We start from the raw sequence: 26,975 nt of genomic DNA, 5'->3' as shown, positions 1-26,975 counted from the left end.
CTGCAGAAAAACAGGGGCCGCCATCATGTCATTCGACTAGTCTTGCGTCTGCAATCCCGAATTCGGGCTGATTGAAAATCAGCCATGAATAAACAGGCGTCGCATCGCGACCGCCGGGGCGGACGCTTTTGTCCGTGATTTTCTGCTGCGCGCCGTCCGGTGCGGCCGAAATACCGCAATACCCATATCAAAAACCAAAGCTAAAAACGAGGGAAAGCATGAACCTTGCGCGTTCGAAAAAAGCCGGTGAGCCGTTTCCGAGACTGCTGTTGCCCACGGGCGTTTTCCTGGCATTGTCCGGCGCGGGTATCGTGCCTGCCCATGCGGTCTGCAGCACGGCGGGCACGACGGTGACCTGCTCCGGCGTCGCGAATCCGCTGGCGCCCAGTTATGCGAACAGCGCGAACAACCTGCACGCGACGGTCAACCCGGGCGCGAGCGTGGGCGTGCTGCTCGGCGTCGGCGGTACCGCGTTGTCGCTGACGGGCAACAACAACACGCTGACCAACAACGGCACGATCGACCCGTCCGCGCTCGGTTCGGGGCTCGGCGTGCTGTCGAGCGGCGCGGTGGTCGGCAATGCGTCCGCGAGCAACACGACCGTCACCAACAACGGCACGATGAACGGCACGACCGGCGTGGCGATCAGCGGCGTGACGGGCATGGCGCTGTCGGTCCAGAACGGCACGGGCGGGACGTCGACCATCACGAACACCGGCACGATCGGGTCCAATCCGCTGGTCGGCGCGACCCTCTCCGGCGCGGATGCGCCCGTGGTCGCCGCGTACGGCGGCGGCACGGTCAACATGTCGAACAGCGGCACGATCAACGGCCGCGTGTCGCTTGGCACGAACGGCACTCCCGGGCAGGGCAACACGTTTACCAACTCGGGCACGATCAACGGCGGCGTGTCGATGGGCGCGAACAGCAACAATACGTTCAATGCCGTGACGGGCTCGTCGGTCAACACGGCGGGCGGCACCGGCGGCGCGTTCAACATCACCGTCGGCCCGGTCACGATCGGCGTCGCGGCGACGGGTGTCGTCGATGGCGGCGCGGGCGGCAACAACACGCTCAACCTGCAGCAGGGCACCAGCGCGAACGGCACGATCGCGGCCAACAACTACATCAACTTCAATCACCTGAACGTCCAGAACGGCAACTGGACGATCAACGGCGCGTCGACCGCGCAGGACGCGACGCTGGCGGGCGGCGTCGCGATCATCAACAACAATGGATCGCTCGGCACCGGTAACGTCACGGCCACCGGCGGCGCGCTGCAGGCAGGTGCGGCGGGGCTCGACGTCTCCAACAACGTGACGCTCGGTGCGGGCGGGCTGACGGTGCAGGGCGCGACCGGGCTCGCGCTGTCGGGCACGGTGTCGGGTGCCGGCGCGCTGACGAAGAACGATGGCGGCACGCTGACGCTGTCGGGCGCGAACACCTATGCGGGCGGCACGAACCTGAACGCCGGCGGCCTGGTGCTCGGCAACAACGCGGCGCTCGGCACGGGCGCGCTGAACGTCAACGCATCGGCGTCGCTCGACACGAGCGCGAACGTGACGCTCGGCAATACGGTGAATCTCGCCAACGGTGCGGCGCTGACGGTCGGCGGCAGCAACGATCTCGGGCTGGCCGGCGCGATCAACGGAAACGGCAGCCTCGTGAAGAACGGCGCGGCGACCACGACGCTGACCGGCGTGAACACGTACACGGGCGACACGACCATCAACGGCGGCACGCTTGCGCTGAGCGGCGCCGGCAGCCTGGCGTCGACCGGGACGGTCAACCTGACCGGGGCGGGCGCGGCGCTCGACGTGAGCGGCGCCTCGGGCGCGCGGACGATCGGCGCGCTGGCGGGGGCGGCCGGGACGAGCGTGAACCTCGGCGGCAATTCGCTGACGCTCAACGGCAGCATCAATGCAACCTATGCCGGCACGATCGGCGGTGCGGGCAGCGTGACGCTGTCGGGTACGGGCACGCAATCGCTGACGGGCACGAACGTGTACACGGGCGGCACCAACCTGAACGGCGGCAACGTTGTCGTCGGCAGCAATACGGCGCTCGGCAGCGGTGCGGTGAACGTGAACGGCTCGTCGTCGCTCGATGCGACCGCCAACGTGTCGCTGGCGAACGGCGTCAACATCGCGACGGGCACCACGCTGACGCTCGGCGGCAGCACGTCGCTCGGTCTGGGCGGCACGATTTCGGGCGGCGGCGGTCTCGTGAAGAACGGTGCGGCGACCACGACGCTTTCCGGCGCGAACACCTACACGGGCGGCACGACGCTGAACGCCGGCGGCCTGGTGCTCGGCAACAACACGGCGCTCGGCACGGGTGCGCTGAGCGTCGGCGGCGCGGCGACGCTCGACACGAATGCGAACCTGTCGGTGGCCAACGCGATCGATCTCGGCACGGGGGCGACGCTGACGCTCGGCGGCAGCAATGCGCTCGGGCTGAGCGGCGCGATTTCCGGCACGGGGGCGCTCGTGAAGGGCGGTGCGGCGACGACGACCCTGACCGGCGCGAATACCTATACGGGCGGCACGACGATCAACGCCGGCACGCTGGCGATCGGCGCGGGCGGCAGCCTGTCGTCGACGGGCGCGGTGAACCTGGTCAATCCGGGCGCCACGCTCGACATCAGCGCGGGCGGTGCACAGTCGATCGGCGCACTGTCGGGCGGCGTCGGCACGAGCGTGAGTCTCGGCAGCAGTGCGCTGACGCTGGGCGGCACCGCCAGCGGCACGTTCGGCGGCGTGATCGGCGGCACCGGCAGTCTGACGCTGTCGGGCACCGGCACGCAGACGCTGAACGGCGCGAATGCATACTCCGGCGGCACGAACCTGAACAGCGGCAGCCTCGTCCTCGGCAACAACGGGGCGCTCGGCTCCGGCACGCTGAATGTCGGCGGTGCGGCGACGCTCGACACGAACGCGAGCCTGTCGGTCGGCAACGCAGTCAACCTCGGCGCGGGCGCGGCACTCACGCTGGGCGGCAGCAACACCCTCACGCTGGGCGGCGCGATTTCCGGTGCGGGCAGCCTCGTGAAGAACGGCGCGGCGACCACGACGCTGACCGGCGCGAACACGTACACGGGCGGCACGACGATCAATGCCGGCACGCTGGCGGTCGGTGCGGGCGGCAGTCTCGCATCGACCGGCGCGATGAACCTCGCGAATGCCGGCGCGACGCTGGACTTGAGCGCCGCGACGGGCGGGCAGACGCTCGGCGCGCTGTCGGGTGTCACGGGAACGAACCTCAATCTCGGCGGCAACGCCCTGACGCTGGGCGGCACCGCGAGCGGCACGTTCAGCGGCGCGATCGGCGGCACCGGCAGCCTGACGCTCGCCGGCACCGGTACGCAGACGCTGAACGGCGCGAGCACCTATTCGGGCGGCACGAACCTCGACAGCGGCGGCCTGGTGCTCGGCAACAACACGGCGCTCGGCACGGGCGCGCTGAGCGTCGGCGGCGCGGCGACGCTCGACACGAATGCGAACCTGTCGGTGGCCAACACGATCGATCTCGGCACGGGTGCGACGCTGACGCTCGGCGGCAGCAATGCGCTCGGGCTGAGCGGCACGATTTCCGGCGCGGGTGCGCTCGTGAAGGACGGTGCGGCGACGACGATCCTGACCGGCGCGAATACCTATACGGGCGGCACGACGATCAACGCCGGCACGTTGGCGGTGGGCGCGGGCGGCAGCCTCGCGTCGGCCGGCGCGATGAACCTCGCGGGTGCCGGCGCGACGCTCGATCTGAGCGCCGCGACGGGCGCGCAAACGCTCGGCGCACTGTCGGGCGTCGCGGGGACCCACCTCAACCTCGGCGGTAACGCGCTGACGCTGGGCGGCACCGCCAGCGGCACGTTCGGCGGCGTGATCGGCGGCACGGGCGGCGTGACGCTGTCCGGCACCGGCACGCAGACGTTGACGGGCGCAAACACCTACACGGGCGGCACGACCATCAACGGCGGCAGCACACTCGCACTCGGGGCGGGCGGCAGCCTGGCGTCGACCGGCACGGTGAATCTGGCCAGCGCGGGCGCGACGTTCAACCTGGGCGGCGCGACGGGCGCGCAGACGATCGGCGCATTGACCGGTGCGGCCGGCACGAACGTGAACCTGGGCGGCAACGGGTTGACGCTGAGCGGGGCGGGCAACCACACGTTCGGCGGCGCGATCGGCGGCACCGGCGGCCTGACGCTGGCCGGCGCGGGCACGCAAACGCTGACGGGTGCGAATACCTACACGGGCGGCACGACGATCGGCGGCGGCAGCACGCTCGCACTCGGCGCGGGCGGCAGCCTCGCGGCGACGGGGGGCGTGAATCTTGCAGCCCCGGGTGCGACGTTCGATGTGAGCGGTGCGACGGGCGCGCAGACGATCGGCGCGCTGACCGGCGCGGCCGGCACGAACGTGAGCCTCGGCGGAAATGCGCTGACGCTGAACGGCAGCGGCAACAACACGTTCGGCGGTGCGATCGGCGGCACCGGCAGCGTGACCTTCGCCGGCTCCGGCACGCAAACGCTGACGGGGGCGAACACGTACACGGGCGGCACGACGATCGACGGCGGCAGCACGCTCGCACTCGGCGCGGGCGGCAGCCTCGCGGCGGGCAGCACGGTGAATCTCGCGGGCACGGGGGCCGCGTTCGACGTGAGCGGCACGACGGGCGCACAAACGCTCGGGGCGCTGATCGGCACGACCGGCACGAACGTGAATCTCGGCGGGAATGCGCTGACGCTGAACGGCAGCGGCAACAGCACGTTCGGCGGTGCGATCGGCGGCACGGGCGGCGTGACGCTCGCGGGCATCGGCACACAGACGCTGACGGGCGCGAACACGTACACGGGCGGCACGACCATCAACGGCGGCAGCACACTCGCACTCGGCGCAGGCGGCAGTCTCGCGGCAACGGGTGCCGTGAACCTCGCGGGCACGGGTGCGACGTTCAATCTGAGCGGCGCATCGGGCGCGCAGATGGTTGGTCCGCTCACCGGTGTGGCCGGCACCATCGTGAGTCTCGGCGCGAATGCGCTGACGCTGAACGGCAGCGGCAACAACACGTTTGGCGGCACGATCGGCGGGACGGGCGGCGTGACGTTCGCCGGTACCGGTACGCAGACGCTGACCGGGGCGAACACCTATACGGGCGGCACGACGATCAACGGCGGCAGCACGCTGGCGCTGGGGGCGGGCGGCAGTCTCGCATCGGGCAGTGCGGTGAATCTCGCGGGCACGGGGGCCACGTTCGACGTGAGCGGCGCGACGGGCGCACAAACGCTCGGGGCGCTGACCGGTACGACCGGCACGAACGTGACGCTCGGCGCGAATGCGCTGACGCTGAACGGCAGCGGCAACAACACGTTTGGCGGCACGATCGGCGGCACGGGCGGCGTGACGCTGGCCGGGACGGGCACGCAGACGCTGACGGGCGCGAACACGTACACCGGTGGCACGACGATCGACGGCGGCAGCACGCTGGCGCTGGGGGCGGGCGGCAGTCTCGCATCGACCGGCGCGGTCAACCTCGCCGGCACGGGCGCGACGTTCAACCTGAGCGGCGCATCGGGCGCGCAGACGATCGGCTCGCTGGCCGGTGCAACTGGCACGAACGTGAACCTCGGCGCGAACGCGCTGACGCTGAACGGCAGCGGCAACAGCACGTTCGGCGGCGCGATCGGCGGCACGGGCAGCGTGACGCTGGCCGGGACGGGCACGCAGACGCTGACGGGCGCGAACACGTACACCGGTGGCACGACGATCAACGGTGGCAGCACGCTGGCGCTCGGCACGGGCGGCAGCCTCGCATCGACCGGCTCGGTGAATCTGGCAGGCACGGGCGCGACGTTCAACCTGAGCGGCGCGTCGGGCGCGCAGACGATCGGCACGTTGACCGGCGCGGCCGGCACGAACGTGAGCCTCGGCGCGAACGCGCTGACGTTGAACGGCAGCGGCAACGGCACGTTCGGCGGCACGATCGGCGGCACGGGCGGCGTGACGCTCGCGGGCACCGGCACACAGACGTTGACGGGCGCGAACACCTACACGGGTGGCACGACGATCAACGGCGGCAGCACGTTGGCGCTGGGTGCGGGCGGCAGTCTCGCATCGGGCAGCACGGTGAATCTCGCGGGCGCAGGTGCAACGTTCAACCTGAGCGGCGCGTCGGGCGCGCAGACGATTGGCGCGCTGACCGGCGCGGCCGGCACGAACGTGACGCTCGGCGCGAATGCGCTGACGCTGAACGGCGGCGGCAACAACACGTTCGGCGGTGCGATCGGCGGCACGGGCGGCGTGACCTTCGCCGGCACCGGCACACAGACGCTGACGGGCGCCAACACCTACACGGGCGGCACGACGATCAACGGCGGCAGCACGCTGGCGCTCGGCGCGGGCGGCAGTCTCGCATCGACCGGTGCGGTGAATCTCGCCGGCGCGGGTGCGACGTTCGACGCGAGCGGCGCGACAGGCGCGCAGACGATCGGCAGGCTGACCGGCGCGGCCGGCACGAACGTGACGCTCGGCACGAATGCGCTGACACTGAACGGCGGCGCGAGCGGCACGTTCGGCGGGACCATCGGCGGCGCAGGCGGCGTGACGGTGGCCGGTGCGGGCACGCAAACGCTGACGGGCGCGAACACGTACACCGGTGGCACGACGATCAACGCAGGCAGCACACTCGCACTCGGTGCGGGCGGCAGCCTCGCATCGACGGGCGCGGTGAATCTCGCCGGCGCGGGTGCGACGTTCGACGCGAGCGGCGCATCGGGCGCGCAGACGGTCGGCGCGCTGTCGGGCGCGGCCGGCACGAACGTGAACCTCGGCAGCAACGCGCTGACGTTGAACGGCAGCGGCAACAGCACGTTCGGCGGCACGATCGGCGGCTCGGGCGGCGTGACGGTGGCGAGCGGCACGCAGGTGCTGACCGGCGGCAACACGTACACGGGCGGCACCACGATCGCGGCCGGCGGCACGCTGCAGCTCGGCAACGGCGGCACGTCGGGCAGCGTGGCCGGCAACGTCGTCGACAACGGGGCGCTGGTCGTCAATCAATCCGGCAACGTGACGATCGCGAGCGTGCTGTCCGGCACCGGTTCGCTGACGCAGGCCGGCAGCGGGCAACTGACGCTGACGGGCACGAACACGCTGAGCGGCCCGACCACGGTCAGCGCGGGCACGCTTGCCGTCAACGGTTCGCTCGGCCAGTCGAACGTCACCGTGCAGAGCGGCGCGACGCTGACGGGCACCGGCACGGTCGGCGGCCTCGTGGTGCAGGGCGGCGCGACGGCGGCCGCCTCGCAGCCGGGCGCGGCGCTGAACGTGGGCGGCAACGTCACGTTCCAGCCGGGTTCGACGTTCCAGGTCGCGGCGGCGCCGCAACAAAGCGGCAGTCTCGCGGCGGGCGGCACGGCGACGCTGAACGGCGGCACCGTGCAGGTGATCGCGAACCAGAGCGGCTACCAGCCGAGCACGACCTACACGATCCTCACGGCGGCGTCGGGCGTGCAGGGCACCTTCAGCCAGGTGAGCGCGAACTACGCGTTCCTGATGCCGACGCTCAGTTACGATCCGGGCCACGTGTACCTGCGGCTCGTCGAGAACGGCACGTCGCTGCCCGACGTCGCGACGACGCCGAACCAGCGTTCGGTCGCGGCCGCGCTCGGCGGGCTCGGGGCCGGCAACCCGCTGTACGACGCGGTGCTGACGACCGACGCGCCCACCGCGCGGCGCGCGTACGGGCTGCTCGACGGCGAACTGCAGGCGAGCCTGAAGAGCATGCTGCTGCTCGACAGCCGTTATGTGCGCGACGCGGTGACCGATCGTGTCCGCCAGGGCCTCGCGCCCGGGGCGGGGCCGCTTGCCGCGCTGTCGTCGGGCGGCGCCGCGCTGTGCGGCGACAACACGGCCGGCGCGGTCGACCCGATGCTGCCGCCGGAACGCCGGATCGGTTCACGCGAGGGCTGCTACGGCGGCACGCCTTATCAGCCGGTCGTCTGGGGGCAGGCATTCGGCGGCCGCAGCCGGCTCACCGGCGACGGCAACGCGTCGACGATCAACCGCAGCGTGACGGGCTTCATCGCCGGCGCCGACATGGCACTCAACGACAAGTGGCGTGCGGGCCTGGCGGCAGGCGTCACGCACAGCTCGCTCGACAACGACCAGAGCTCGTCGGCGGCCGTGAACAGCTACTACCTGTCGCTGTATGGCGGCGCGCAGTACGGCGCGCTCGGCGTGCGCGGCGGCGCGTCGTACACGTGGTACCGGATCAACAGCGACCGTTATCCCGGCTTCGCGGGTTTCTCGGATCACGACTCGGCCGGTTACAACGCGAATTCGGCGCAGGTGTTCGGCGAAGTCGGCTACGCGCTGCCGGTCGGGCACGTCGCGATCGAACCGTTCGCGGGCCTCGCGTATGTGAACCTGCATACCGACGGTTATACGGAAACCGGGGGCGCGTCCGCATTGCGCGCCGGCGGCGAGACGACCCACGTCGGCTTCTCGACGCTCGGCCTGCGCGCGGCGTCGCAACTCGGCGCGATCGGGAGCGGCACGTTCACCGCGCGCGGGACGGTCGGCTGGCGCCATGCGTTCGGCAACGTGCGGCCGTCGTCGGCGTTCACGTTCGCGAACGGCGGCACGTCGTTCCAGGTGTCGGGCGTGCCGATCGCGCGCGACAGCGCGGTGCTCGAAGCCGGCATCGACGCGAACATCACGAAGCGCCTGACGCTCGGCCTCACGTACAGCGGCCAGTATGGCAGCGGCGTGCGCGACAACGCGATCCTCGGCAACATCCTGTGGAAGTTCTGACCGGCAACTGACGTGCCCGCACGCGGCGCCCGCGACGACGGCAACGTCGCGGGCGCCGCGGCCGTTTCGTCGCTGCGCACGTGCCCCGTTCTGGCCTATCCTGTGCGAAACACGCGACGCGCGCCGCGCGTTGCGCCTCGACACAGGAGCATCGATGCCGAATCACGCCGAAGCCACGACGACGCAGGCGCCGCAAGTCGCGCCCGTCGCCCCGACCACCGCGTCGGGCCCCGCCTTCATCGCGCCCGAAGCCGATCCGCAGGCGCTCGCGCGCAACAACCAGTACGTGCTGAAATCCGGCGACGCGTTCGTGGTGAGCGACGCGCTCGGCGACATCGGCGGGCATGACGACGGCCTGTTCGTCGACGACATGCGCGTGCTGTCGACGTGGCGCCTGACGTTCGGCGGCCGCGCGCCGTCGCTGCTGTCGGGCGCGACGAGCGCCGACAACGCGTCGTTCACCGCGCACCTGACGAACCGCCCGCTGCCGCCGCTCGGCGGCCACGAGACGCCCGAGGGCGTGATCCATATCGAGCGGATGCGCGTGCTCGCGGGCGACGTGCTTTACGAAGCGCTGACGCTGACGAACTACGGCGCGAGCGAGGCCGAGGTGCCGCTGTCGCTGTCGTTCGCGGCCGATTTCAAGGACATGTTCGAGGTGCGGGGCACGCAGCGCCCGAAGCGCGGCACGGTCGTTGCTCCGCGCGTCGATGCCGGCGCGGTGCGGCTGCGCTACGACGGCCTCGACCGCGTCGAGCGCAACGTGACCGTGCATTTCTCGCCGGCGCCCGACGCGCTGTCGGTCGATCGTGCCGACTACACGCTGACGATCGCCGCGCAGGCCTGCGTGTCGATCTACCTGACCGTCGACGCGACGCTCGGCCCGGCGCACGGCGAAGGGCCCGGGTGCGGCCGCGTCGCGCTGCGCACCGCGCTCGTCGGCGTGCATCGCGAGATGCGTGCGCGGCGCGAGTCGATGGCGCGCGTGAACACCGGCAATCCGCTGTTCGACGCCTGGCTCGATCGTTCGCTCGCGGATCTCGGGCTGCTGACGACGCAGCTCGATACGGGGCCCTACCCGTATGCGGGCATTCCGTGGTTCTCGACGCCGTTCGGCCGCGACGCGGTGATCACGTCGTTGCAGATGCTGTGGCTGCAGCCGTCGCTCGCGCGCGGCGTGCTGCGTTTTCTTGCCGAGCACCAGGCGCGTGAAACCTCCGCCTTCCGCGACGCGGAGCCCGGCAAGATCATGCACGAGTTCCGCCGCAGCGAGATGGCCGCGACGGGCGAAGTGCCGTTCGCGCTGTACTACGGCGGTGTCGACACGACGCCGCTGTTCATCGTGCTGGCCGGCGCCTATGTCGAACGTACCGGCGACGATGCGCTGATCGACGAGCTGTGGCCCGCGCTCGAGCGCGCCGCGCAATGGGTGATCGACAAGTGCGACCGCAATCCCTACGGACTGCTCGATTACCAGCGCACGTCGGAGCGCGGCCTCGCGAACCAGGGCTGGAAGGACAGCCACGATTCGGTGTTCCATGCGGACGGCCGTTTTCCCGACGGGCCGATCGCGCTCGTCGAAGTGCAGGCCTATGCGTGCGCGGCGCTCGATGCGATGTCGGCGTGCTCGCACCGGCGCGGCCACGCGGCCGACGCGACGCGCTACGCGTTGCGCGCGAAGGCGCTGCGCGACCAGGTCGACGCGTTGTTCTGGATGCCCGAGGGCCATTTCTACGGGATCGCGCTCGACGGCCATGGCGACCTGTGCCGCGTGTTCGCGTCGAACGCGGGGCACCTGCTCGCGTTCGGGCTGCCCGATGCCGAGCGCGGCGCGGCGGTGGCCGGCGTGCTCGGCTCGACGCTGTTCCAGACGGGGTGGGGCATCCGCACGCTCGCGGCCGGGCAGCCGCGTTTCAACCCGATGGCCTATCACAACGGGTCGGTATGGCCGCACGACAATGCGCTCATCGCGCGCGGCCTGGCGCGCTACGGCGACAAGACGGCCGCGGTGAACCTGTTGCGCGCGCTGTTCGAGGCGGCAGTGAGCTTCGAGATGCGCTTGCCGGAGCTGTTCTGCGGGTTCCCGCGCCGGCGCGGCGAACCGCCGACCGCGTATCCGGTGGCCTGCCTGCCGCAGGCCTGGGCGGCCGGTGCGCCATTCATGATGCTGCAGGCGTGCCTCGGTGTGAGCATCGACGCGACGCGCCACGAGGTGCGCGTCGAGCGTCCGGCGCTGCCGGAGGGCGTCGACTGGCTGCGGATCGACGCACTGCGCGTCGGCGACGAAACCGTGTCGTTGACGTTCCGCCGTGTCGACGGCCAGGTCGTCGCGGCGGCGGAGCAGCCGGGGCGTGTGAAGGTGGTCGCGGTGCTGTAGCGCCGTGCTGCACGAACGTTGCGCGATGTCGCGCCACGTTCGTGCGCAGCGGCATAGAATCGTGACATGACCCTTGAACGATGGAGGAGGTAGACGATGACGACCGACAACCGGCCCGACGACGGCGAGCACAAGCTCGAAAACCTGGAGGCGGCGGTCGACCACCTGCACAAGTCGATCGAATCGCAGAGCATCGCGGTCGGCGCGGCGAAGGGCATCCTGTTCAGCCTGATCGAAACGCTCGGCGCGCTGATCGGCGATCCCGACCTGCCCGAGCATGCGCGTTCGGGTTACGAAGCGTTGCGCGACAAGGCCAGCGAATTGCGCGGCGGGCTCGACCGGCATTGATCCACGGCGTGCGCCGACGCGAGCCGCACGGGCCGCGCCGGCGCTGCCCGATTCTGCGGATGAAGCACAAAACCCCGTGCGCTCAATGAGTTAGGCGCCCGGTGCGCAGGATATCCACAAGCTTGCCAACACAATCTGTGGAGAACCGGCCGGCCTTCGGCCGCACGTGCGCTGCGCTTCCGATGTGTGCCCGGGGGCCGTTTGAATGATGGTGCGGTGCCACACCATTGACCGGTCAAGGTCCTGATATCGAATCCCCTTGTGTATCAAGATGTTACGCGCCGGATCCGGCGGATATCCACAGGCTTGCCAACAAATTCTGTGGACAACTTGCCATCGATTGTGTCGCATGGGTTGAGTATCGGGCCCGAATGCGGCATGCGCGCGAGGCGCGTGCACAAAGGCTGCCCGATGTGTGGGTCGGAACGCAAATTCGTGCGCGATCAAGGGCTTAGGTCCCGGGTGCCCAGGATATCCACATCCTTGCCAACACTTTCTGTGGACAAGGGCGGTTGCGTTACGCGTCCGGTGTCGTGTCGGCCGCCTCGGCCACGATCCAGTCGCGAAAGAGCGTCATTGCGGGCGTCAGCGGTTTCGATTTCAGCGACGTGAGCCAGTAACCGCCCGCGCACACGTCGATGTCGAGCGGTCGCGCGAGCAGGCCGAGCTGCAGTTCGCGTGCAAACATGCAGGCCGGCGCGAGTGCGATGCCCGCACCCTGCATCGCGGCCTCGACCATCAGCCGCGATGAATCGAACACGGGCCCGTTGACCGTCCACGGCTCGAGCTGCGCGGCGTCGAACCAGCCGTGCCATTCGTCGGTGCGGTACGAGCGCAGCAGCGTTTCGTTCGCGAGATCGGCCGGCCGCGCGAGGCGCCGCGCGATCTCCGGCGCGCACAACGCGGTGAGCGGTGCATCGAGCAGCCGTTCGTTGCGCGTCGCCGGCCAGTTGCCTTCGCCGAAGCGGATCGCGAAATCGAGGCCCTCGGCGGCGAGATCGACGACGTTGTTGTTGGTGCGCAGCCGCAGTTCGACGAACGGATGCGTGTCGCCGAACTGCTTCAGTCGCGGCATTAGCCAGCCTAGGGCAAAGGTGCCGACGACGCCGAGTGTCAGTACCTCGCGGAAGCGCCCGCCGTCGAACTGCTTGAGCACCGTCTCGATGCGGCTGAACGCATCGCTCAGCACGGGCAGCAACGCCCGCCCTTCATCGGTGAGCCCGAGGCCCCGCGGCAGCCGCGTGAACAGCGTGCAGCCGAGCCGCTCCTCGAGCGAGCGCACCTGCTGGCTGACCGCGGCCTGGGTCACGCTCAGCTCGAGGCCGGCGCGCGTGAAGTTCAGGTGGCGCGCCGACGATTCGAACGCGCGCAACGCATTGAGCGGAAGATGAGGGCGGAGCTTAGTCATAAGAATTTCTTTTGTCAGCGCTCAATTATCGTTGCTTGTCGGCTAACCGTAAAGTCTCGATAGTGCTGTCTCGGCGCCGCCGTTTCAACCTCGATTCGCCGCCATTCCACTCCGAGACAACCGACATGACCTACTCATCGAAACGTCGAACCCTGTTGCTGGCCGCCGCGACGGCGCCGCTCGTCCTCACCGTCACCGCGTGCGCGTCGCGGCAGGCCGCGAAGGCGGACGCGGCCGATCCGGCAGCGGTGGCCGCTGCCGCGGCGGCGCTGGCCGATCTCGAGCGCGACGCGGGCGGCCGTCTCGGCGTGTGCGCGATCGACACCGCGAGCGGCCGGGTCATCGCGCATCGCCCGGACGAGCGCTTCCCGTTCTGCAGCACCTTCAAGGCGATGCTGAGCGCGGCGGTGCTCGCGCAGAGCGTCGATCGCCCGGGTTGGCTGCAGCAGCGCGTGACGTACACGAAGGCCGATCTCGTCAACTATTCGCCGGTGTCTGGGAAGCATGTCGGTTCGGGCATGACGGTTGCCGCGCTGTGCGAGGCCGCGATCCAGTACAGCGACAACTCGGCCGCGAACCTGCTGATGAAGCTGATCGGCGGCCCGTCCGCCGTGACCGCGTTCGCGCGCTCGATCGGCGACGACACGTTCCGGCTCGATCGATGGGAGACCGAACTGAATACCGCGCTGCCGGGCGACCCGCGCGACACGACGACGCCCGCCGCGATGGCGGCGAGCATGCGCGTGCTCACGCTCGGCGACGCGCTGCCGGCCGCGCAGCGTGCGCAGCTCGTCGCGTGGCTGCGCGGCAACAAGGTCGGCGACAAGCGGATCCGCGCAGGCGTGCCGGCAGGGTGGACGGTCGGCGACAAGACGGGCACCGGCGACTACGGGACGACGAACGATGCCGGCGTCATCTGGCCGGCGTCGGGCGCGCCCATCGTGCTGGTCGTGTACTACACGCAGGCGCAAGCCGATGCGCGGGCGAAGGACGGCGTGATCGCGTCGGTCGCGCAAATCGTGGCGCGGACGTTCGGTTGAGTCGGGCGGCGCGGCGAGCGTGACGCGATCCGCATGCACGCCGTGCCGCAGTCGTGACCCGCGCGACCAAACGTTGTGCGATCAACGACTTAGGTCGCGCATGCTCAGGATATCCACATGCTTGCCAACAAAAACTGTGGACAAGCCCGCGTGCGGCCGCGTTCGGCGCGGCGTGCGCGGCCGTGCCCTGTTTGAGGCGGCGCGGACAAAGTCTTTCGGATCAAGCGCTTGGCTGCGGTATGCGCAGGCTGTCCACACGCTTGCCAACACAATCTGTGGACAAGCGCGCCGGCCGGCGCCGGTGGCGACGCGTCACGCCGCGCGAGGGCACGCAACCGGCGATATGCCGGCTGCGTGCCGCGTTTGAGGCGGCGCGGACAAAGTCTTTCGGATCAAGCGCTTGGTCGCGGTATGCGCAGGCTATCCACATGCTTGCCAACACAATCTGTGGACAAGCTCGCGGGCCGTCGCCGCGATAGTCAGCGCTGCCGATCGTCGACCGCGGGCCAGCGGGCGAACGCGAATACCCACAACATGATGAAGTTCAGGACCGGGACGAACATCGTCAGGATCCACCAGCCCGAATGTCCGGTGCGCCGGACGATGCGGACGTACGGATAGACGACGATGGCGACGAGCACGAGCGAGACGAGCAACTGCCACGCGGTGAAGTGTTCCATGGTCTTCCTCGGAGTGATGGTGATGCGTCGTGGTGCGGCTCGCATGATCTTGATGCGTGACCTGCGCGGGCGTCAAGGCGCGGGTTGAGCGTAGCCGTCGTGCCGGATCGTTCGTGCACGCTTGCGCCACGCGTTGCCGCAACGGTGACCCCGCGCACGAACCTCAGGCCGATCAACGGGTTAGCGCATGCGTGCTCAGGATATCCACAAGCTTGCCAACACAATCTGTGGGTAAGTGGCCGGCACGGCAGCCGGCCGGCGTGCATGCGGCGGTCGTTGCGTGCATCGTCGTGGCGTCGTGATGCGAACTGGGGCGAAGTGGCGAGCGCGACGGCCATCGCCCGGCCCTCGTCTGCATCACGCGTGCCAAAGTCCATCGGATCAAGGGTTTAGCGTCGCGGTGCGCAGGATATCCACAAGCTTGCCAACATTTTCTGTGGAGAAGTCCGCGTTCGCGATCGGCCGGTGCGATACCGGCGGATGCCACGCGTTGCCACGTGACGCACGCGCACTTACGCGGTGCAGATACCGGCGACACCGACTTTCTGGAACAGGTGCGGGCTGGCGACGGCGGACGACGGATAGGCCGACAGCTTGGCGACGAACGCCGGATGCGTGAAGGCCGCGCGAAACGTAGCGGTCGATGCCCAGATCGCGTAGTTCAGGTAGGTCGGACTGTCGCCGAGTGCGCGATGCAACTGGGTCGAGATGAACCCCGGCTGCTGCTTCATGAATGCCGCGTCGTCCTTCCATGCGGCGAGAAAGTCCGCTTCGTCGGCGGGTGCCAGGGTGAACACGTTGACGAGAACGACGGCTCCGCGTCGATCGCGATCTGTTGCTGGATCGGAAAGGCCGGATCCATCGGCTTGAAGTGGGGCATGGGAATTCCTGGTGAGGTGGCGGGCTGGCGGGGTTACGCGAGGCCGTCCTGGCCGTGCGCCCGGGACATCGCCGACAGCACGCGAATGGCGGCATCGAGGTCGGCCGCACTGAAGTCGCCGGCGATGTCGCGGACATGCTGCTGCCACTGCTCGGCCACGGCCCGATAGGCCGCTTCGCCGCGCGGCGTCAGCGCATACAGAGGGGAGCGCTTGTGCGCCGGGTTGGGCAATGACAGGACGAGCCCTTCTTCGGTCAGCACGTTGACCTGTTTCAGCACGGCTTGCCGCGTGATGCCCATTGCATCGGCAATCTGCGGGATGGTCGGCGCGTCCGGCGCCATCGAGATCGCGCCCAGCACCTGCCAGCGCGCACTGGTCAGGCCGTGCGGGCCGGAAAAGGTGTTGCCCCATTCGATCAGCAGCCCGTTCAAGCGGAATACGGACAGCGCGACGGTGGTCAATTTCTCGGATTTCGTCATTTCCCGATCGCATCATGAATTGACAACCACTTTACAAAATAGACAACTGGTTGTCAATCTGGGTGTGCGGATCAAACGAATCGTCCACGACGATCGACGGGCGCGCGGCTGCCCCGGGCTGGCGCATTTGCCGCGCATGCCCGACAAATCCTTTCCGATCAAGGGCTTGGTGTCGTTAATGGAAGGTTGTCCACAAGCTTGCCAACATAATCTGTGGACAAGCTTCCGGTCACGTGCGCATCAGACCGGTGCGGGAAACCGCACCGTGACGGTCAGCCCGCGCCGGCCCTGCGTGGTGCCGAGCGCGACCGTCGCGCGATGCTGTTCGGCGATTCGCTTGACGATCGACAGCCCGAGCCCGCTGCCCGACGACGTGACGGCCTGCGCGCCTTCGCCGCGATAGAAGCGTTCCCACACGTCCGTGCGTTCGGCTTCCGGAATACCGGGGCCGTCGTCGGCGACTTCGAGCACGGGCGTCGTGCCGTCGACGCGCGCGGACACGTCGACGCGCGCGCCTGCGCCCGCATAGCGGATCGCGTTGTCGACGAGGTTGTTGAGCAGCACGCGCAGCGTGTCGGCATTGCCCGCCGCGATCACGGGCGCGGCGACGATCGCGCCGAGATCGATCCGGTGCGCGTCGGCGACGCGCGCGCGGTCCGACACCACCGACCGGCACAGCGCGGCGAGATCGACGGGCTCCGACGTCGAGGCGGCCGCCTGCGCATCGGGTTCGAGGCGCGCGAGCGTCAGCAGCTGCTCGGCGAGGTGGCCGAGGCGCGTCGTGCCCGCCTGGATCTGCGCGAGAATGTGCTCGCGCTCCTCGGCGGTCGCCGCGCGCCGCAGCAACTGCGACTGGATCGACAGCCCCATGATCGGCGTGCGCAACTCGTGCGCGGCATCGGCGATGAAATGCCGCTGCAGCGTGAACGACCGGTCGAGCCGCGCAAGCAGGTCGTTGATCGCTTCGGCGAGCGGGCGGACCTCGTTCGGCATCGACGCGACGTCGACCGGCTCGAGGTTGTTCGCATTCCTGCGTTTCAGGCCCGATGCGATCGTGCGCAGCGGCCGCAACCCGGCGCCGATGCCGAACCACAGGCCGATCGCGAGCAGCGGCAGCATCGAGAACACCGGCCACAGCAGATGCACGGCGATCCCGGCGATCGCTTCCCAGCGGGCATGCCGCGCCTGCGCGAGCCGGATCGTCGTGCCGCCGCGTTCGGTCACGTAGGTGCGCCACGACTGGCCACCGACGTCGACGCTCGCGATACCCTTCTGCGCGGGTGCCGGCAACTTCGAATCGCGGTCGGTCGAATACACCAGCGTGCCGTTGCGCCACACCTGCAGCAGCACCGCATCGGGGTCGCTCGCCTCGAAACCGTGCTTGCCGTTTGCACGGTCGCTGAACGACAGCTCGCCGTTCGGGCCGACGACGATTTGCTTCGACATGCTGCGCATCTGGTCGTCGAGCAGGTCGTCGAGCTCGCGCAACGCACCCCAGTAGGTGCCCGCGCTCGCGACCAGGCCGATCACGCACGCGGCCGGCAGCAGCCAGGTCAGCAGGCGTCGCCGCAGCGACGCGTTGCGCCAGCGTGCGATCGCGCGTTGCACGTGCGTCATGTGCCGTCACCGATCCGGTAGCCGACGCCGCGCACCGTGCGGATCATGTCGTGGCCGAGCTTCTTGCGCAGGTTGTGGATATGCACCTGTACCGCGTTGCTCTCGATTTCCTCGCCCCAGCTGTACAGCCGCTCCTCGAACTGCTCGCGCGAAATCACCGCGCCCGGTTCGCGCATCAGCTCGTGCAGCAGCACGAACTCCTTCGGCGACAGCGGCACTTCCTCATCGTCCAGCCAGACGAGGTGCTTGACGGGATCGAGCCGCAGCGGGCCGATCGCGAGTGTCGTCTGCGCGCGGCCCGCGTGGCGGCGGTTGACCGCGCGGATGCGGGCGAGCAGTTCGTCGAGTTCGAACGGCTTGACGAGATAGTCGTCCGCGCCGCTGTCGAGGCCCGCGATGCGGTCGGGCACGCCGTCGCGCGCGGTGATGATGATCGCGGGCAGGTTTTCGTCGCGGCGGCGCAGCGCGGCGAGCACCGACAGGCCGTCGCGGTTCGGCAGCCCGAGATCGAGCAGCAGCAGGCCGTAGCCGGTCGAACGCAGCGCGAGCGACGCGGCATCGCCGTCCTTCACCCAGTCAACCGCGAAGCCTTCCTGTTTGAGGCCCTGTTCGAGCCCGCTGCCGATCAGCGGATCGTCCTCGACGAGCAGTACGCGCATGGATTCGTGTCTCTTCAGCAGGGCGCGGCAACGCCCGGGATTCCCATGATAAGCGCGCGCGTCTTAGGTCAAGCTTAAATGCGGAGGGCGCCGCCGCCATTTCGTACCTGTCCAATGCGGCACCGTGTCGCCTCGGCGCGCCCTTCAGGTTTGCTTAATCTTACGGTCCGTAATCTGGTGCCGTCGCGTTCAACGGAGCGCGGCGTCACATTCAAGCAGAGGACCGACATCATGAAACACCTGGCCAGAATCCTGGCGGTTGCACTCGCCACGCTGCCCGCCGCCGTCTATGCGCAATACACGGGGCCATCCGCGCTGACCACGACGACCGTGAAGGAACTGCTCGCCAACGGCAAGGACGATCAGCACGTGCAGTTGCAAGGGCGCATCGTCAAGCACGTCGGCGGCGAGGACTACGAGTTCGCCGACGCCACCGGCACGATCCGCGTCGAGATCGACCACAAGCTGTGGGCGGCCGGCCAGCCGGTCAGCGACAAGAACGAAGTGAAGGTGACCGGCGAATTCGAGCGCAAATGGTCGGGCAGCGTGAAGGTCGACGCCGATCACGTCGAAGTGCTGCGCTGACCGGTGCGCGCGGGGCCGGTGATACCATGAGCGACCGGTTCCCGTTCCCATCACGATGGCTGCCAATTTCGACGAACTCGCGTCCCGGATCCGGGCGCAATTTTCCGAGCTGAGCCCGCAATTCCAGGCGGGCGCCGCCTTCCTGCTCGACCATCCCGACGAAGTCGCCACGTCGTCGATGCGCAAGGTCGCGCAGCGCGCGCAGGTGCAGCCTGCGTCGCTCGTGCGGCTCGCGCAGCAATTCGGCTTTCCCGGCTGGAACGAGTTGCGCGATCTGTGCGTCGCGCGCGTGCGCGCGCGGCCCGAGCCGCTCACGCAGCGCGCGCGCTCGCTGGTGCGGCCCGACGCGAAGGCGTCGCTCGCGCATGACCTGCTCGCCGCGCAGCAGCACAACCTGTCGGCCACCGCCGCGCAGAACGAGCACGCGCTCGCGGACGCGGCCAGGCTGATCCGCAAGGCATCGCATGTTCACGTGGCGGGGTTCCGCTCGTGTTATCCGGTCGCGTTCGGGTTCGTGTACGGCTACCGGCTGTTCCGCCCGACCGTGTCGCTGCTCAACGGCGTCGCCGGTTCGCTCGAAATGGAGCTGCGGACGATCGCGAAGCAGAGCGTGACCGTGGTCGTCAGTTTCGCGCCGTACTCGGCGGAAGCAACACGCGTCGCGCAGGCCGCGAAGGAGCAGGGCAGCAAGATCGTCGCGATCACCGACAGCGCGGTGGCGCCGATCGCGCTGCACGCGGACGCGCAACTGATCTTCACGCACGACAGCCCGTCGTTCTTCCCGTCGCTGGTGGCCGCGCATGCGATGGCCGAGGCGCTGGTCGCGCAGTTGCTCGCGCTCGAAGGCAGCGATGCGATCGCGGCGCTCGAGCGTACCGAAGCGGCGCTGCACGCGAAGGGCGCCTACGTGGTCTGACGCGCGCGGTGCGTGCGGCTCCAGCCAATTCCCGTTCACGATTCAACCCGACGCAACCGATGACGTTCACCTACGAAGTGACCGACGCGGGCGACGCGGACGTACGCAAGCAGATCGTCGCGCCGCTCGTCCGGTTCAACGAAAGCCAGGCCGGTCCGGCCGAGTTCCGGCCGCTGGCCGTGGTCGTGACCGACGCCGCCGGCGCGGTGGTCGGCGGCCTGTGGGGCGGCACGGCGTTCGGCTGGCTGCACGTCGACCTGCTCGTGGTGCCGGAGGCCGTGCGCGGCCAGGGCGCCGGCACGCGCATCATGGATCTGGCCGAAGCGGAGGCGCTCGCGCGCGGCTGCCACAGCGCGTGGCTCGACACGTTCGATTTCCAGGCGCGACCGTTCTACGAAAAGCGCGGCTATGTCCGCTTCGGCGAGCTGCCGGACTATCCGGTCGGGCACACGCGCATTTTCCTGACGAAGCGGCTCGCGGGCTGAGCGGCGCAGCGTCGGCAGGTTGACGATGTCGCCGGCCGTCGCCTACGATACCGGGCAGCGATGCAGGTCGCTTCCGGGTCCGCGGAAAGGGTTGAACCCACCTGTGTCGCATCCACTCGAGGTTTCCCCATCCTTTGTGCTGGCGGTATTGCGGACCTTCGGCCATCCATGCACGAGGATCCGCATGAACACGCTGCCTCCCAACGCCCATCCCGATCATCTGAAAAAGCAGGCCAAGGCATTGTTGCGCCTGTACCGGCAAGGCGACACCGGTGCCGTCGCGCGCTTTGTCCGGTCGCTCCCCGCCGCCGCGAACCGCACGCACGACGAAACACGCGCGCTCGGGCTCCGCCTGCACGACGCGCAGTCCTGCATCGCGCGCGAGTACGGCTTCGCGTCGTGGGCCGATCTCGGCGCGTTCGTCGAAATGCGCGCGCTCGCGCGGCAACCGCGGTCGGCGCTGATCCGGCGCTGGCTCCACCTCGCCTACGGCGGTGAGGTGACCGGCGGCGTCGATGCGCCCCGGCCGCGTGTCGCCGCGCAATTGTTGCTCGACCATCCCGATCTCGTGTCGGCCGATCCGGCCATCGCATGCGCGGCGGGCGATCTCGACGCGGTGAAGGCGGCGCTGGCTGCCGATCCCGGCTGGATCGCGCGCGCCGGCGGTGCGTTCAAGCTGCCGCCGCTGGTCGCCGTCACGCATTCGCGGCTCGGGCAGATTTCGGCGTTCGCCATCGGGCTGCGCGACTGCGCGCGTCATCTGCTCGATGCAGGCGCGGATCCGAACCAGCGGATCGGCAACCGGTTTCCGCCGGCTTCGCTTGCCGAGCCCGACGAGTCGGCGCCACTGTCGGCGCTGTACGGCGCCGCGGGCGTCAATCGCGATCCGGCGCTCACGGCGATGTTGCTGGAAGCCGGCGCCGACCCGAACGACGGCGAATCGCTGTATCACTCGCTGGAGAATCCGGCCTGCACGCGCGTGCTGCTCGAGCACGGCGCGCAAGTGGGCGGCACGAATGCGTTGCGGCGCGCGTTCGACATGCGCGACGCGGCGGCGCTCGAACTGCTGCTCGCGCATGGCGGCGACGCGAACGAGCCGCCCGGCGCGGGCCTCGCGCGGACCTGGGGCGCGCCGTTGCTGCGCGCGATCGGCGTGCGCTGCTCGGCGCGCCATGTCGCCGCGCTGCTGGCGGCCGGCGCCGATCCGCGCGCGTGCACGCCGGCGGGCGTCAGTGCGTACCGGCTGGCGATGCAGGTCGGCTTGACCGACGTCGCGGCGCTGCTGCGCGCAGCCGGCGCGGAAGAGGCGCTCGGCCCGGACGACGCATTCGTGGCGGCCTGTGCGCGTGCCGACGCCGACACCGCGCGGCGTATCCGGGCGCGCCATCCGGAACTGCCCGGCGCGCTGACCGAGGACCGGCTGCGGCAACTGCCGGATGCTGCCGCATGGGGTTCGCGCGACGCGGTGAAGGTCATGGTCGAGCTGGGCTGGCCGATTGCCGTGCGCGGCGGCGACTGGGACGCGAGCGCGCTCAATCACGCGGTGTTCCGCGGCGATGCCGATCTGCTGGCGTTCCTGCTCGCGCACGGCGCAAGCTGGCGCGAGCCGCACGGATTCGGGAGCGACGCGCTCGGCACGTTGTCCTGGGCGTCCATCAACGAACCGGAGGGCGTCGACGTACCCGACTGGGAAGCGTGCGCACGCGTGCTGATCGCACATGGCGTGCCGCAGGCGGTGCGCGATCCGTCGCATCCGGACGCCGTGCTGATCGACGGCCGCACGATGCAGTTCTCCGAGGCCGTCGCCGACGTGTTGCTCGGCATCGACGGCGGGCCGGCTGCATCGACGTAAGCGCCGGCTGCCGGCGCGCGTCCCGCGCGTCGGTTTTTTTCCGGTCGCGCGACGACATTTCGGCCATCGCTGAAACGTCGCGCGCACGACCGGCGTAAGCTCACCCGTCATCACCATCCGGGAGTCCACGATGACCCGTTCCGACCTGCAGGCGCGCCACGCCGAAGTTTTCCGTTCGCTGCACACGCGCCCCGGCGCGTTCATCATCCCGAACCCGTGGGACGCCGGCACCGCGCGCCTGCTGGCGATGGCCGGTTTCGAGGCGCTCGCCACGACGAGCGCCGGCTACGCGTTTTCGAAAGGGCAGCCCGACAACGCGATCGACCGCGACGCGATGCTCGACCACATTGCCGATCTCGTCGCCGCGGGCGGCCTGCCGGTGAGCGCCGATCTCGAGAACGGCTTCGGCGATGCACCCGACACGGTGGCCGAAACGATCCGGCTGGCGGCCGAGGCCGGCGCGGTCGGCGGCTCGATCGAGGACGCGACGGGCCGCGCCGACGCGCCGATCTACCCGCGCGGCGCGGCGGTCGAGCGCATCGCGGCGGCCGTCGACGCGGCGCGCGCGCTGCCGTTTCCGTTCACCTTGACCGCGCGCTGCGAAAACTACCTGCACGACCGCCGCGATCTCGACGACACGATTGCCCGGCTCGTCGCCTATCGTGACGCGGGCGCCGACGTGCTGTATGCGCCGGGCATCACCGATGCCGATGAAATCGCGGCCGTGACGCGGGCGGTCGGCGCGCCGGTGAACGTCGTGATGGGGCTGCAGGGCGGCTTGCTGAGCCTGGACGAACTCGCTGCGCTCGGCGTGAAGCGCGTCAGCGTCGGCGGCGCGCTGGCGCGGGCCGCGCTCGGCGCGTTCCTGCGCGCCGCGACCGAGATGGCGCGCGACGGCACGTTTACGTTCGCACAGGCGGCCGTGTCGGGGCGCGACATCAACCGCTGGTTTGCGGCACCCGATAATTCGCCGGTTTTGTTCGGAGAATGACGGCCAATTAAACATGGGATCGTTTCCAGCGGAAACGTCGATTGACAATAATCAACCTATTTCGCGTCTTAATTAACCGTCGATGACGGCGCGAAAACCATCGTTTATTCTCCGCATTTCCCCCGGTTGCCCCGATCCGCCGTGCAGGCCGCGCCGGATCGGGCGATCGGCGGCCCGCCGCGCGTGTCGATGGCGCGTATCGTTGCATTTTCTCGATCAATGTATTTTCGTGTGCGGCAGTTGCCGGCCGTTTTTTTGATTGATAATCTGCGGCACATTCAAATGACCGGTTGGCGGGCCGCCGGGAATATCAATATATAAAATCCGAGAGAGCGATGACGATCCGAGAAAATCAGCGCGTCAGGTTTCGCGTCGGCGATGTCGTGACGCTGAAAACGGGCGGGCCGCGCATGACCGTCACCTATGCGGGGCCGGTCGTGTTCGACGACGGCGACTGGCTGATCTGCCAGTGGTTCGACGAAAACGGCGAATTCCGGCAGGAAATGTTCCATCACGACACGGTGCTGCCCGAGCCGCGCGCGATTTCGGCCGGGCGCGTCCGGATGCGCATGCAGTCGCACCGCGACCGGTCGGCCGCCTGACCGTTGCCTTGCGTTGCGAGGCCGCGGCGCGCGGCGCCCGTGCCGCGACATTTCACGTGAACCCGAAACATGCGGCGGTGCACGGCATCGATACTGAGCGCATGAACCCGACCGATCCCATTGCAGCGGTGACGCACCGCGATCCCTATCCCTACTATGCGACGCTCGTCGACGGGCCGCCGCTCGCGTTCGACGCCGCGCTCGGCCTGTGGGTCGCGAGCCGCGCGTCGACCGTGACGGCCGTGCTCGGCCATCCGGCCTGCCGCGTACGCCCGCTGGACATGCCGGTGCCGCCCGCGTTGCGCGGCACGACGGCCGGCGCGCTGTTCGGCGAGCTGGTGCGCATGAACGACGGCGCGTCGCGGCACGACGTGCCGAAGCAGGCGTTGCGCGCGGCGTTCGCGCCGATCGACACGGAGGCGCTGCGCGCTCGCGCGGCGCAGCTTGCCGCGCGACGGTTGCCGGCGCCGGGCGACGCCGACGCGCTGAATACGTGGTGCATGACCGTACCCGTGTGTGCGGTTGCCGATCTGCTCGGCTTCGACGAAGCGCAGCTGGACGACATCGCGGCGCGGGTCGTCGACTTCGTCGCCGCGCTGTCGCCGTTGTCGGATGCCGCGGCGCTGGCGCGCGCAAGCGAAGGCGCGCGGCAATTGCTCGACCGGATGACCGAGCGCGTCGCGCAGACGCGTGCGCACGACGGCACGCTCGTCGCCGCCGTGCAGCAGGCAGCCCGCGCGTCGGGCTGGCAGGCAAGCGGCGCGCTGGTGGCGAATCTCGTCGGGTTGTTGTCGCAGACCTGTGAAGCGACGGCCGCGTGGCTCGGCAACACGCTGGTGGCATGGCACGGGGAAGCCCACGCCGCGCGCGCCGTGCCGGACGACACGGCGCTCGACGCCTTCGTCGCCGAAGTCGGGCGCTTCGATTCACCGGTGCAGAACACGCGCCGCTTCGTCGCGGCGCGCACGACGATCGACGGCGCGACCGTCGAAGCCGGCGACGCGATCCTCGTCGTGCTCGCCGCGGCGAACCGCGACCCGGCCGTGCATCGCGAACCGCACCGGCTGATGCCCGGCCGCGCGGCGGGGCCGAATTTCGGCTTCGGCACGGGGCCGCACGCGTGCCCGGGCGAGCGGATCGCGCGGGCGGTGACGGCGGGGGCGTTCGGGGCGTGCTTGCGCGCAGACGGCTGGCCGCCGCACGAGGGACTGCACTGGACTTACCGCGCGTCGACCAACGTCAGGATGCCGAAGTTCGACGCGGCACGGTGAAAGGGAAAAAGGGACTTAACGGCAGCCTTGCTTCTCGGCCCATTGCTCCTGGGCCGCGACGCGGCGCTGCACGCGTTCGACGAGGCCGGACGAGAACGTCCGCATGCTGACGCCGCGGCGCTTCGCGAGGATCGTCTGCGCGACGTCGGTACGCGGGTTCGGCTGGCACGCCCAGTACAGCGTCATCAGCCAGCCGATGCCGGTCCATGCGAACAGCGCGTTGAACATCGCGATCGTCAGCTTGTCGTGCCGGCCGCGCCGGTCGGCAATGACGGCCGGCAGAAAATAGATCGCGATCGCGGCGACTGAACCGGCCACTTGAATCAGGACTGCATCATGCATGGTGCTGCTCCGTCCGAACTGCAATGTGGCTGATTGTCGCGCTTTTTTCGTTCGTGTGCTGGCAATTGATTGTTGCGTTTTTAATGACGATCAGTCGGCTTCGGCGCCGATCGGCTGCACTTCGTTGCTCAACGCGAAACCTTCGTCGCGCCAGCCCGTCACGCCGCCGATCATCAGCTTGACCGGCCGGCCGAGGCGCGCCAGCTGGATCGCCGCGCGTGCGGCGCCGTTGCAGTGCGGGCCCGCGCAGTAGACGACGAACAGCGTACCGGCCGGATAGCCGGCGAGCTTGCTCTCGATGATCTTGCGGCGCGGCAGGTTGCGTGCGCCGGGCACGTGGCCGGCGGCGAACTGGTCCGGGCCGCGCACGTCGAGCAGCACGAAGTCGGGTGCCCCGGACGCGAGCGCGTCGTGCACGTCCCAGCAATCGGTCTCGAATCGCAGCGACGCCTCGAAATGGGCGAGGGCGGCGGGGCTGTCGGCGGCGGGCACGTCGGTGACGTAGGACATGGGCAGGTTCTCCGGGTGGAAGGGGCGCGGAGCGCGCCGGGATGAGAGGCAGTATCGCGGTTCGGCCCCCTTTGCGGCAGTGGCGCAATCGACAAGTTCCGGTAACATTGCGCCATGCATGATCATCTCGTCGTCGCGCTCGCCTACGATCGCCTCTGCACATTCGAATTCGGCTGCGTGGTCGAACTGTTCGCGCTCGAGCGCCCGGAACTCGGCGTCGACTGGTATCGCTTCGCGGTATGCGCCAGCGAGCCGGGGCCGGTGCGCGCGGCGGGCGGCATCACGGTCGCCGCGCCGTACCGGCTCGCGATGCTCGATCGCGCGGACACCATCGTGATTCCCGGCTGGCGCGATCCGGACGAACGGCCGCCCGAGCCGTTGCTGAAGAAGCTGCGGGCCGCGCATCGGCGCGGCGCGCGGCTCTGCTCGATCTGTTCGGGCGTGTTCGTGCTCGCGGCGGCCGGCGTACTCGACGGGCTCACGGTGACCACCCACTGGCGTTACGCGGAACGCCTGCAGGCGCGCTATCCGGCGCTGCGCGTGAATCCCGATGCGCTGTACGTCGACGAAGGGCAGATCGTCACGTCGGCCGGTTCGGCGGCGGGGCTCGACATGCTGCTGCATCTGGTGCGCCGCGACCACGGCGGCGCGATCGCGAACCGGGTCGCGCAGCGCCTCGTGCTGCCGCCGCACCGCGATGGCGGGCAGGCGCAATTCGTGCCGCGCCCGGTCGCGCCGGGCGGCACCGACCGGCTCGCGAAGCTGATCGACTGGATGCGCGCCCATGCGGCCGAGCCGCACACGCTGGCATCGCTCGCCGCGCAGGCCGCGATGAGCACGCGCACGCTGCAGCGCCAGTTCGCGGATGCGACGGGGATGTCGCCGCTCACGTGGCTGATCCGCGAGCGCGTGAACGTCGCGAAGGACATGCTCGAGGCGCAGCCCGCGCTGCCGCTCGCGCAGGTCGCGGCGCGCGCGGGGTTCGGCTCGGAGGAATCGTTGCGCCGGCATTTCCGGCGCGTCGCGGCGACCAGCCCGGCCGCATACCGGCGCGGCATGGATCGCGGCGGCACGTAGCGCACGCGGCATCAGGCCGGTTGTGCGCGACGAGACGAG

The 26,975-nt window shown here is 69.5% G+C and carries 19 protein-coding genes and 1 pseudogene; 12 read left to right on the top strand and 8 right to left on the bottom strand.

Annotation, left to right across the window (positions count from 1 at the left end):
- Positions 1-269 precede the first annotated feature (269 nt).
- The 3 genes from AC0KUR_RS06440 to AC0KUR_RS06430 all read left to right on the top strand — a co-directional run bounded on the left by AC0KUR_RS06440 (position 270) and on the right by AC0KUR_RS06430 (position 11,541).
- Positions 270-8,816 carry an autotransporter-associated beta strand repeat-containing protein gene (locus tag AC0KUR_RS06440; RefSeq protein ID WP_473375565.1) on the top strand — a complete coding sequence of 2,849 codons (8,547 nt, stop codon included), beginning with the start codon at positions 270-272 and terminating at the stop codon, positions 8,814-8,816.
- 154 nt (positions 8,817-8,970) lie between these two features.
- A complete protein-coding gene (locus AC0KUR_RS06435; protein ID WP_473375564.1) occupies positions 8,971-11,193 on the top strand; it encodes an amylo-alpha-1,6-glucosidase in 2,223 nt (740 codons plus the stop codon).
- Between the two features lie 96 nt (positions 11,194-11,289).
- The gene (locus AC0KUR_RS06430; RefSeq protein WP_006482135.1) at positions 11,290-11,541 is read left to right on the top strand and encodes a hypothetical protein; all 252 of its coding nucleotides are present in this window, start codon (positions 11,290-11,292) and stop codon (positions 11,539-11,541) included.
- Between the two features lie 517 nt (positions 11,542-12,058).
- Here the strand turns inward: AC0KUR_RS06430 and penR are convergent.
- Positions 12,059-12,949: a beta-lactamase transcriptional regulator PenR gene (gene penR, locus AC0KUR_RS06425; protein ID WP_034189335.1), complete on the bottom strand. Its 891-nt coding sequence runs from the start codon at positions 12,947-12,949 to the stop codon at positions 12,059-12,061.
- Between the two features lie 125 nt (positions 12,950-13,074).
- On the opposite strand from penR, the gene blaPEN-bcc reads away from it, so the two are divergent.
- Positions 13,075-13,989 carry a PEN family class A beta-lactamase, Bcc-type gene (gene blaPEN-bcc / locus AC0KUR_RS06420; protein ID WP_069706798.1) on the top strand — a complete coding sequence of 305 codons (915 nt, stop codon included), beginning with the start codon at positions 13,075-13,077 and terminating at the stop codon, positions 13,987-13,989.
- A gap of 479 nt (positions 13,990-14,468) precedes the next feature.
- On the opposite strand, the gene AC0KUR_RS06415 is transcribed toward blaPEN-bcc, so the two are convergent.
- The 5 genes and pseudogenes from AC0KUR_RS06415 to AC0KUR_RS06395 form a co-directional block, all read right to left on the bottom strand.
- Positions 14,469-14,669, bottom strand: coding sequence for a DUF805 domain-containing protein (locus tag AC0KUR_RS06415; RefSeq protein WP_034189337.1), 201 nt, complete (start codon positions 14,667-14,669; stop codon positions 14,469-14,471).
- Between the two features lie 512 nt (positions 14,670-15,181).
- A pseudogene (locus tag AC0KUR_RS06410) lies at positions 15,182-15,549 on the bottom strand (antibiotic biosynthesis monooxygenase family protein).
- A gap of 33 nt (positions 15,550-15,582) precedes the next feature.
- Positions 15,583-16,029 (bottom strand): MarR family winged helix-turn-helix transcriptional regulator, encoded by a 447-nt coding sequence (locus AC0KUR_RS06405; RefSeq protein WP_034189339.1) that lies wholly within the window; start codon positions 16,027-16,029, stop codon positions 15,583-15,585.
- Between the two features lie 240 nt (positions 16,030-16,269).
- Positions 16,270-17,646 carry an ATP-binding protein gene (locus AC0KUR_RS06400; protein WP_473375563.1) on the bottom strand — a complete coding sequence of 459 codons (1,377 nt, stop codon included), beginning with the start codon at positions 17,644-17,646 and terminating at the stop codon, positions 16,270-16,272.
- On the bottom strand, positions 17,643-18,305 hold the full coding sequence (locus AC0KUR_RS06395; protein ID WP_034189341.1) for a response regulator: 663 nt from the start codon (positions 18,303-18,305) through the stop codon (positions 17,643-17,645). The genes AC0KUR_RS06400 and AC0KUR_RS06395 overlap by 4 nt, the downstream gene beginning before the upstream one ends.
- A 231-nt stretch (positions 18,306-18,536) precedes the next feature.
- Here AC0KUR_RS06395 and AC0KUR_RS06390 point away from each other — a divergent pair, with 231 nt between their 5' ends.
- The 7 genes from AC0KUR_RS06390 (at position 18,537) to AC0KUR_RS06360 (ending at position 25,007) form a co-directional block, all read left to right on the top strand.
- Positions 18,537-18,890 carry a YgiW/YdeI family stress tolerance OB fold protein gene (locus tag AC0KUR_RS06390; RefSeq protein ID WP_034189342.1) on the top strand — a complete coding sequence of 118 codons (354 nt, stop codon included), beginning with the start codon at positions 18,537-18,539 and terminating at the stop codon, positions 18,888-18,890.
- Positions 18,891-18,945: 55 nt separating this feature from the next.
- On the top strand, positions 18,946-19,806 hold the full coding sequence (locus AC0KUR_RS06385; RefSeq protein ID WP_034189343.1) for a MurR/RpiR family transcriptional regulator: 861 nt from the start codon (positions 18,946-18,948) through the stop codon (positions 19,804-19,806).
- 59 nt (positions 19,807-19,865) lie between these two features.
- On the top strand, positions 19,866-20,291 hold the full coding sequence (locus AC0KUR_RS06380; protein ID WP_034189344.1) for a GNAT family N-acetyltransferase: 426 nt from the start codon (positions 19,866-19,868) through the stop codon (positions 20,289-20,291).
- Between the two features lie 184 nt (positions 20,292-20,475).
- The gene (locus AC0KUR_RS06375; protein WP_473375562.1) at positions 20,476-22,143 is read left to right on the top strand and encodes an ankyrin repeat domain-containing protein; all 1,668 of its coding nucleotides are present in this window, start codon (positions 20,476-20,478) and stop codon (positions 22,141-22,143) included.
- 130 nt (positions 22,144-22,273) lie between these two features.
- The gene (locus tag AC0KUR_RS06370) at positions 22,274-23,134 is read left to right on the top strand and encodes an isocitrate lyase/PEP mutase family protein (protein ID WP_059556823.1); all 861 of its coding nucleotides are present in this window, start codon (positions 22,274-22,276) and stop codon (positions 23,132-23,134) included.
- A 335-nt stretch (positions 23,135-23,469) separates the two neighbouring features.
- The gene (locus tag AC0KUR_RS06365) at positions 23,470-23,736 is read left to right on the top strand and encodes a YodC family protein (RefSeq protein ID WP_049032821.1); all 267 of its coding nucleotides are present in this window, start codon (positions 23,470-23,472) and stop codon (positions 23,734-23,736) included.
- Positions 23,737-23,837: 101 nt separating this feature from the next.
- Positions 23,838-25,007 carry a cytochrome P450 gene (locus AC0KUR_RS06360; RefSeq protein WP_473375675.1) on the top strand — a complete coding sequence of 390 codons (1,170 nt, stop codon included), beginning with the start codon at positions 23,838-23,840 and terminating at the stop codon, positions 25,005-25,007.
- 15 nt (positions 25,008-25,022) lie between these two features.
- Here the strand turns inward: AC0KUR_RS06360 and AC0KUR_RS06355 are convergent, their stop codons facing one another.
- Positions 25,023-25,349, bottom strand: a complete 327-nt coding sequence (locus tag AC0KUR_RS06355; RefSeq protein WP_034189349.1) for a superinfection immunity protein — start codon at positions 25,347-25,349, stop codon at positions 25,023-25,025.
- A 90-nt stretch (positions 25,350-25,439) separates the two neighbouring features.
- Positions 25,440-25,859: a rhodanese-like domain-containing protein gene (locus tag AC0KUR_RS06350; protein WP_049032816.1), complete on the bottom strand. Its 420-nt coding sequence runs from the start codon at positions 25,857-25,859 to the stop codon at positions 25,440-25,442.
- A 114-nt stretch (positions 25,860-25,973) separates the two neighbouring features.
- Here AC0KUR_RS06350 and ftrA point away from each other — a divergent pair, with 114 nt between their 5' ends.
- Positions 25,974-26,936 (top strand): transcriptional regulator FtrA, encoded by a 963-nt coding sequence (ftrA, locus tag AC0KUR_RS06345; RefSeq protein WP_034189351.1) that lies wholly within the window; start codon positions 25,974-25,976, stop codon positions 26,934-26,936.
- Positions 26,937-26,975 lie beyond the last annotated feature (39 nt).

It is taken from the genome of Burkholderia sp. YHN3-13 (assembly GCF_055810675.1).
The sequence above is the reverse complement of the archived record's forward strand: the minus strand, read 5'-3'. Positions and strand labels throughout refer to the sequence as shown.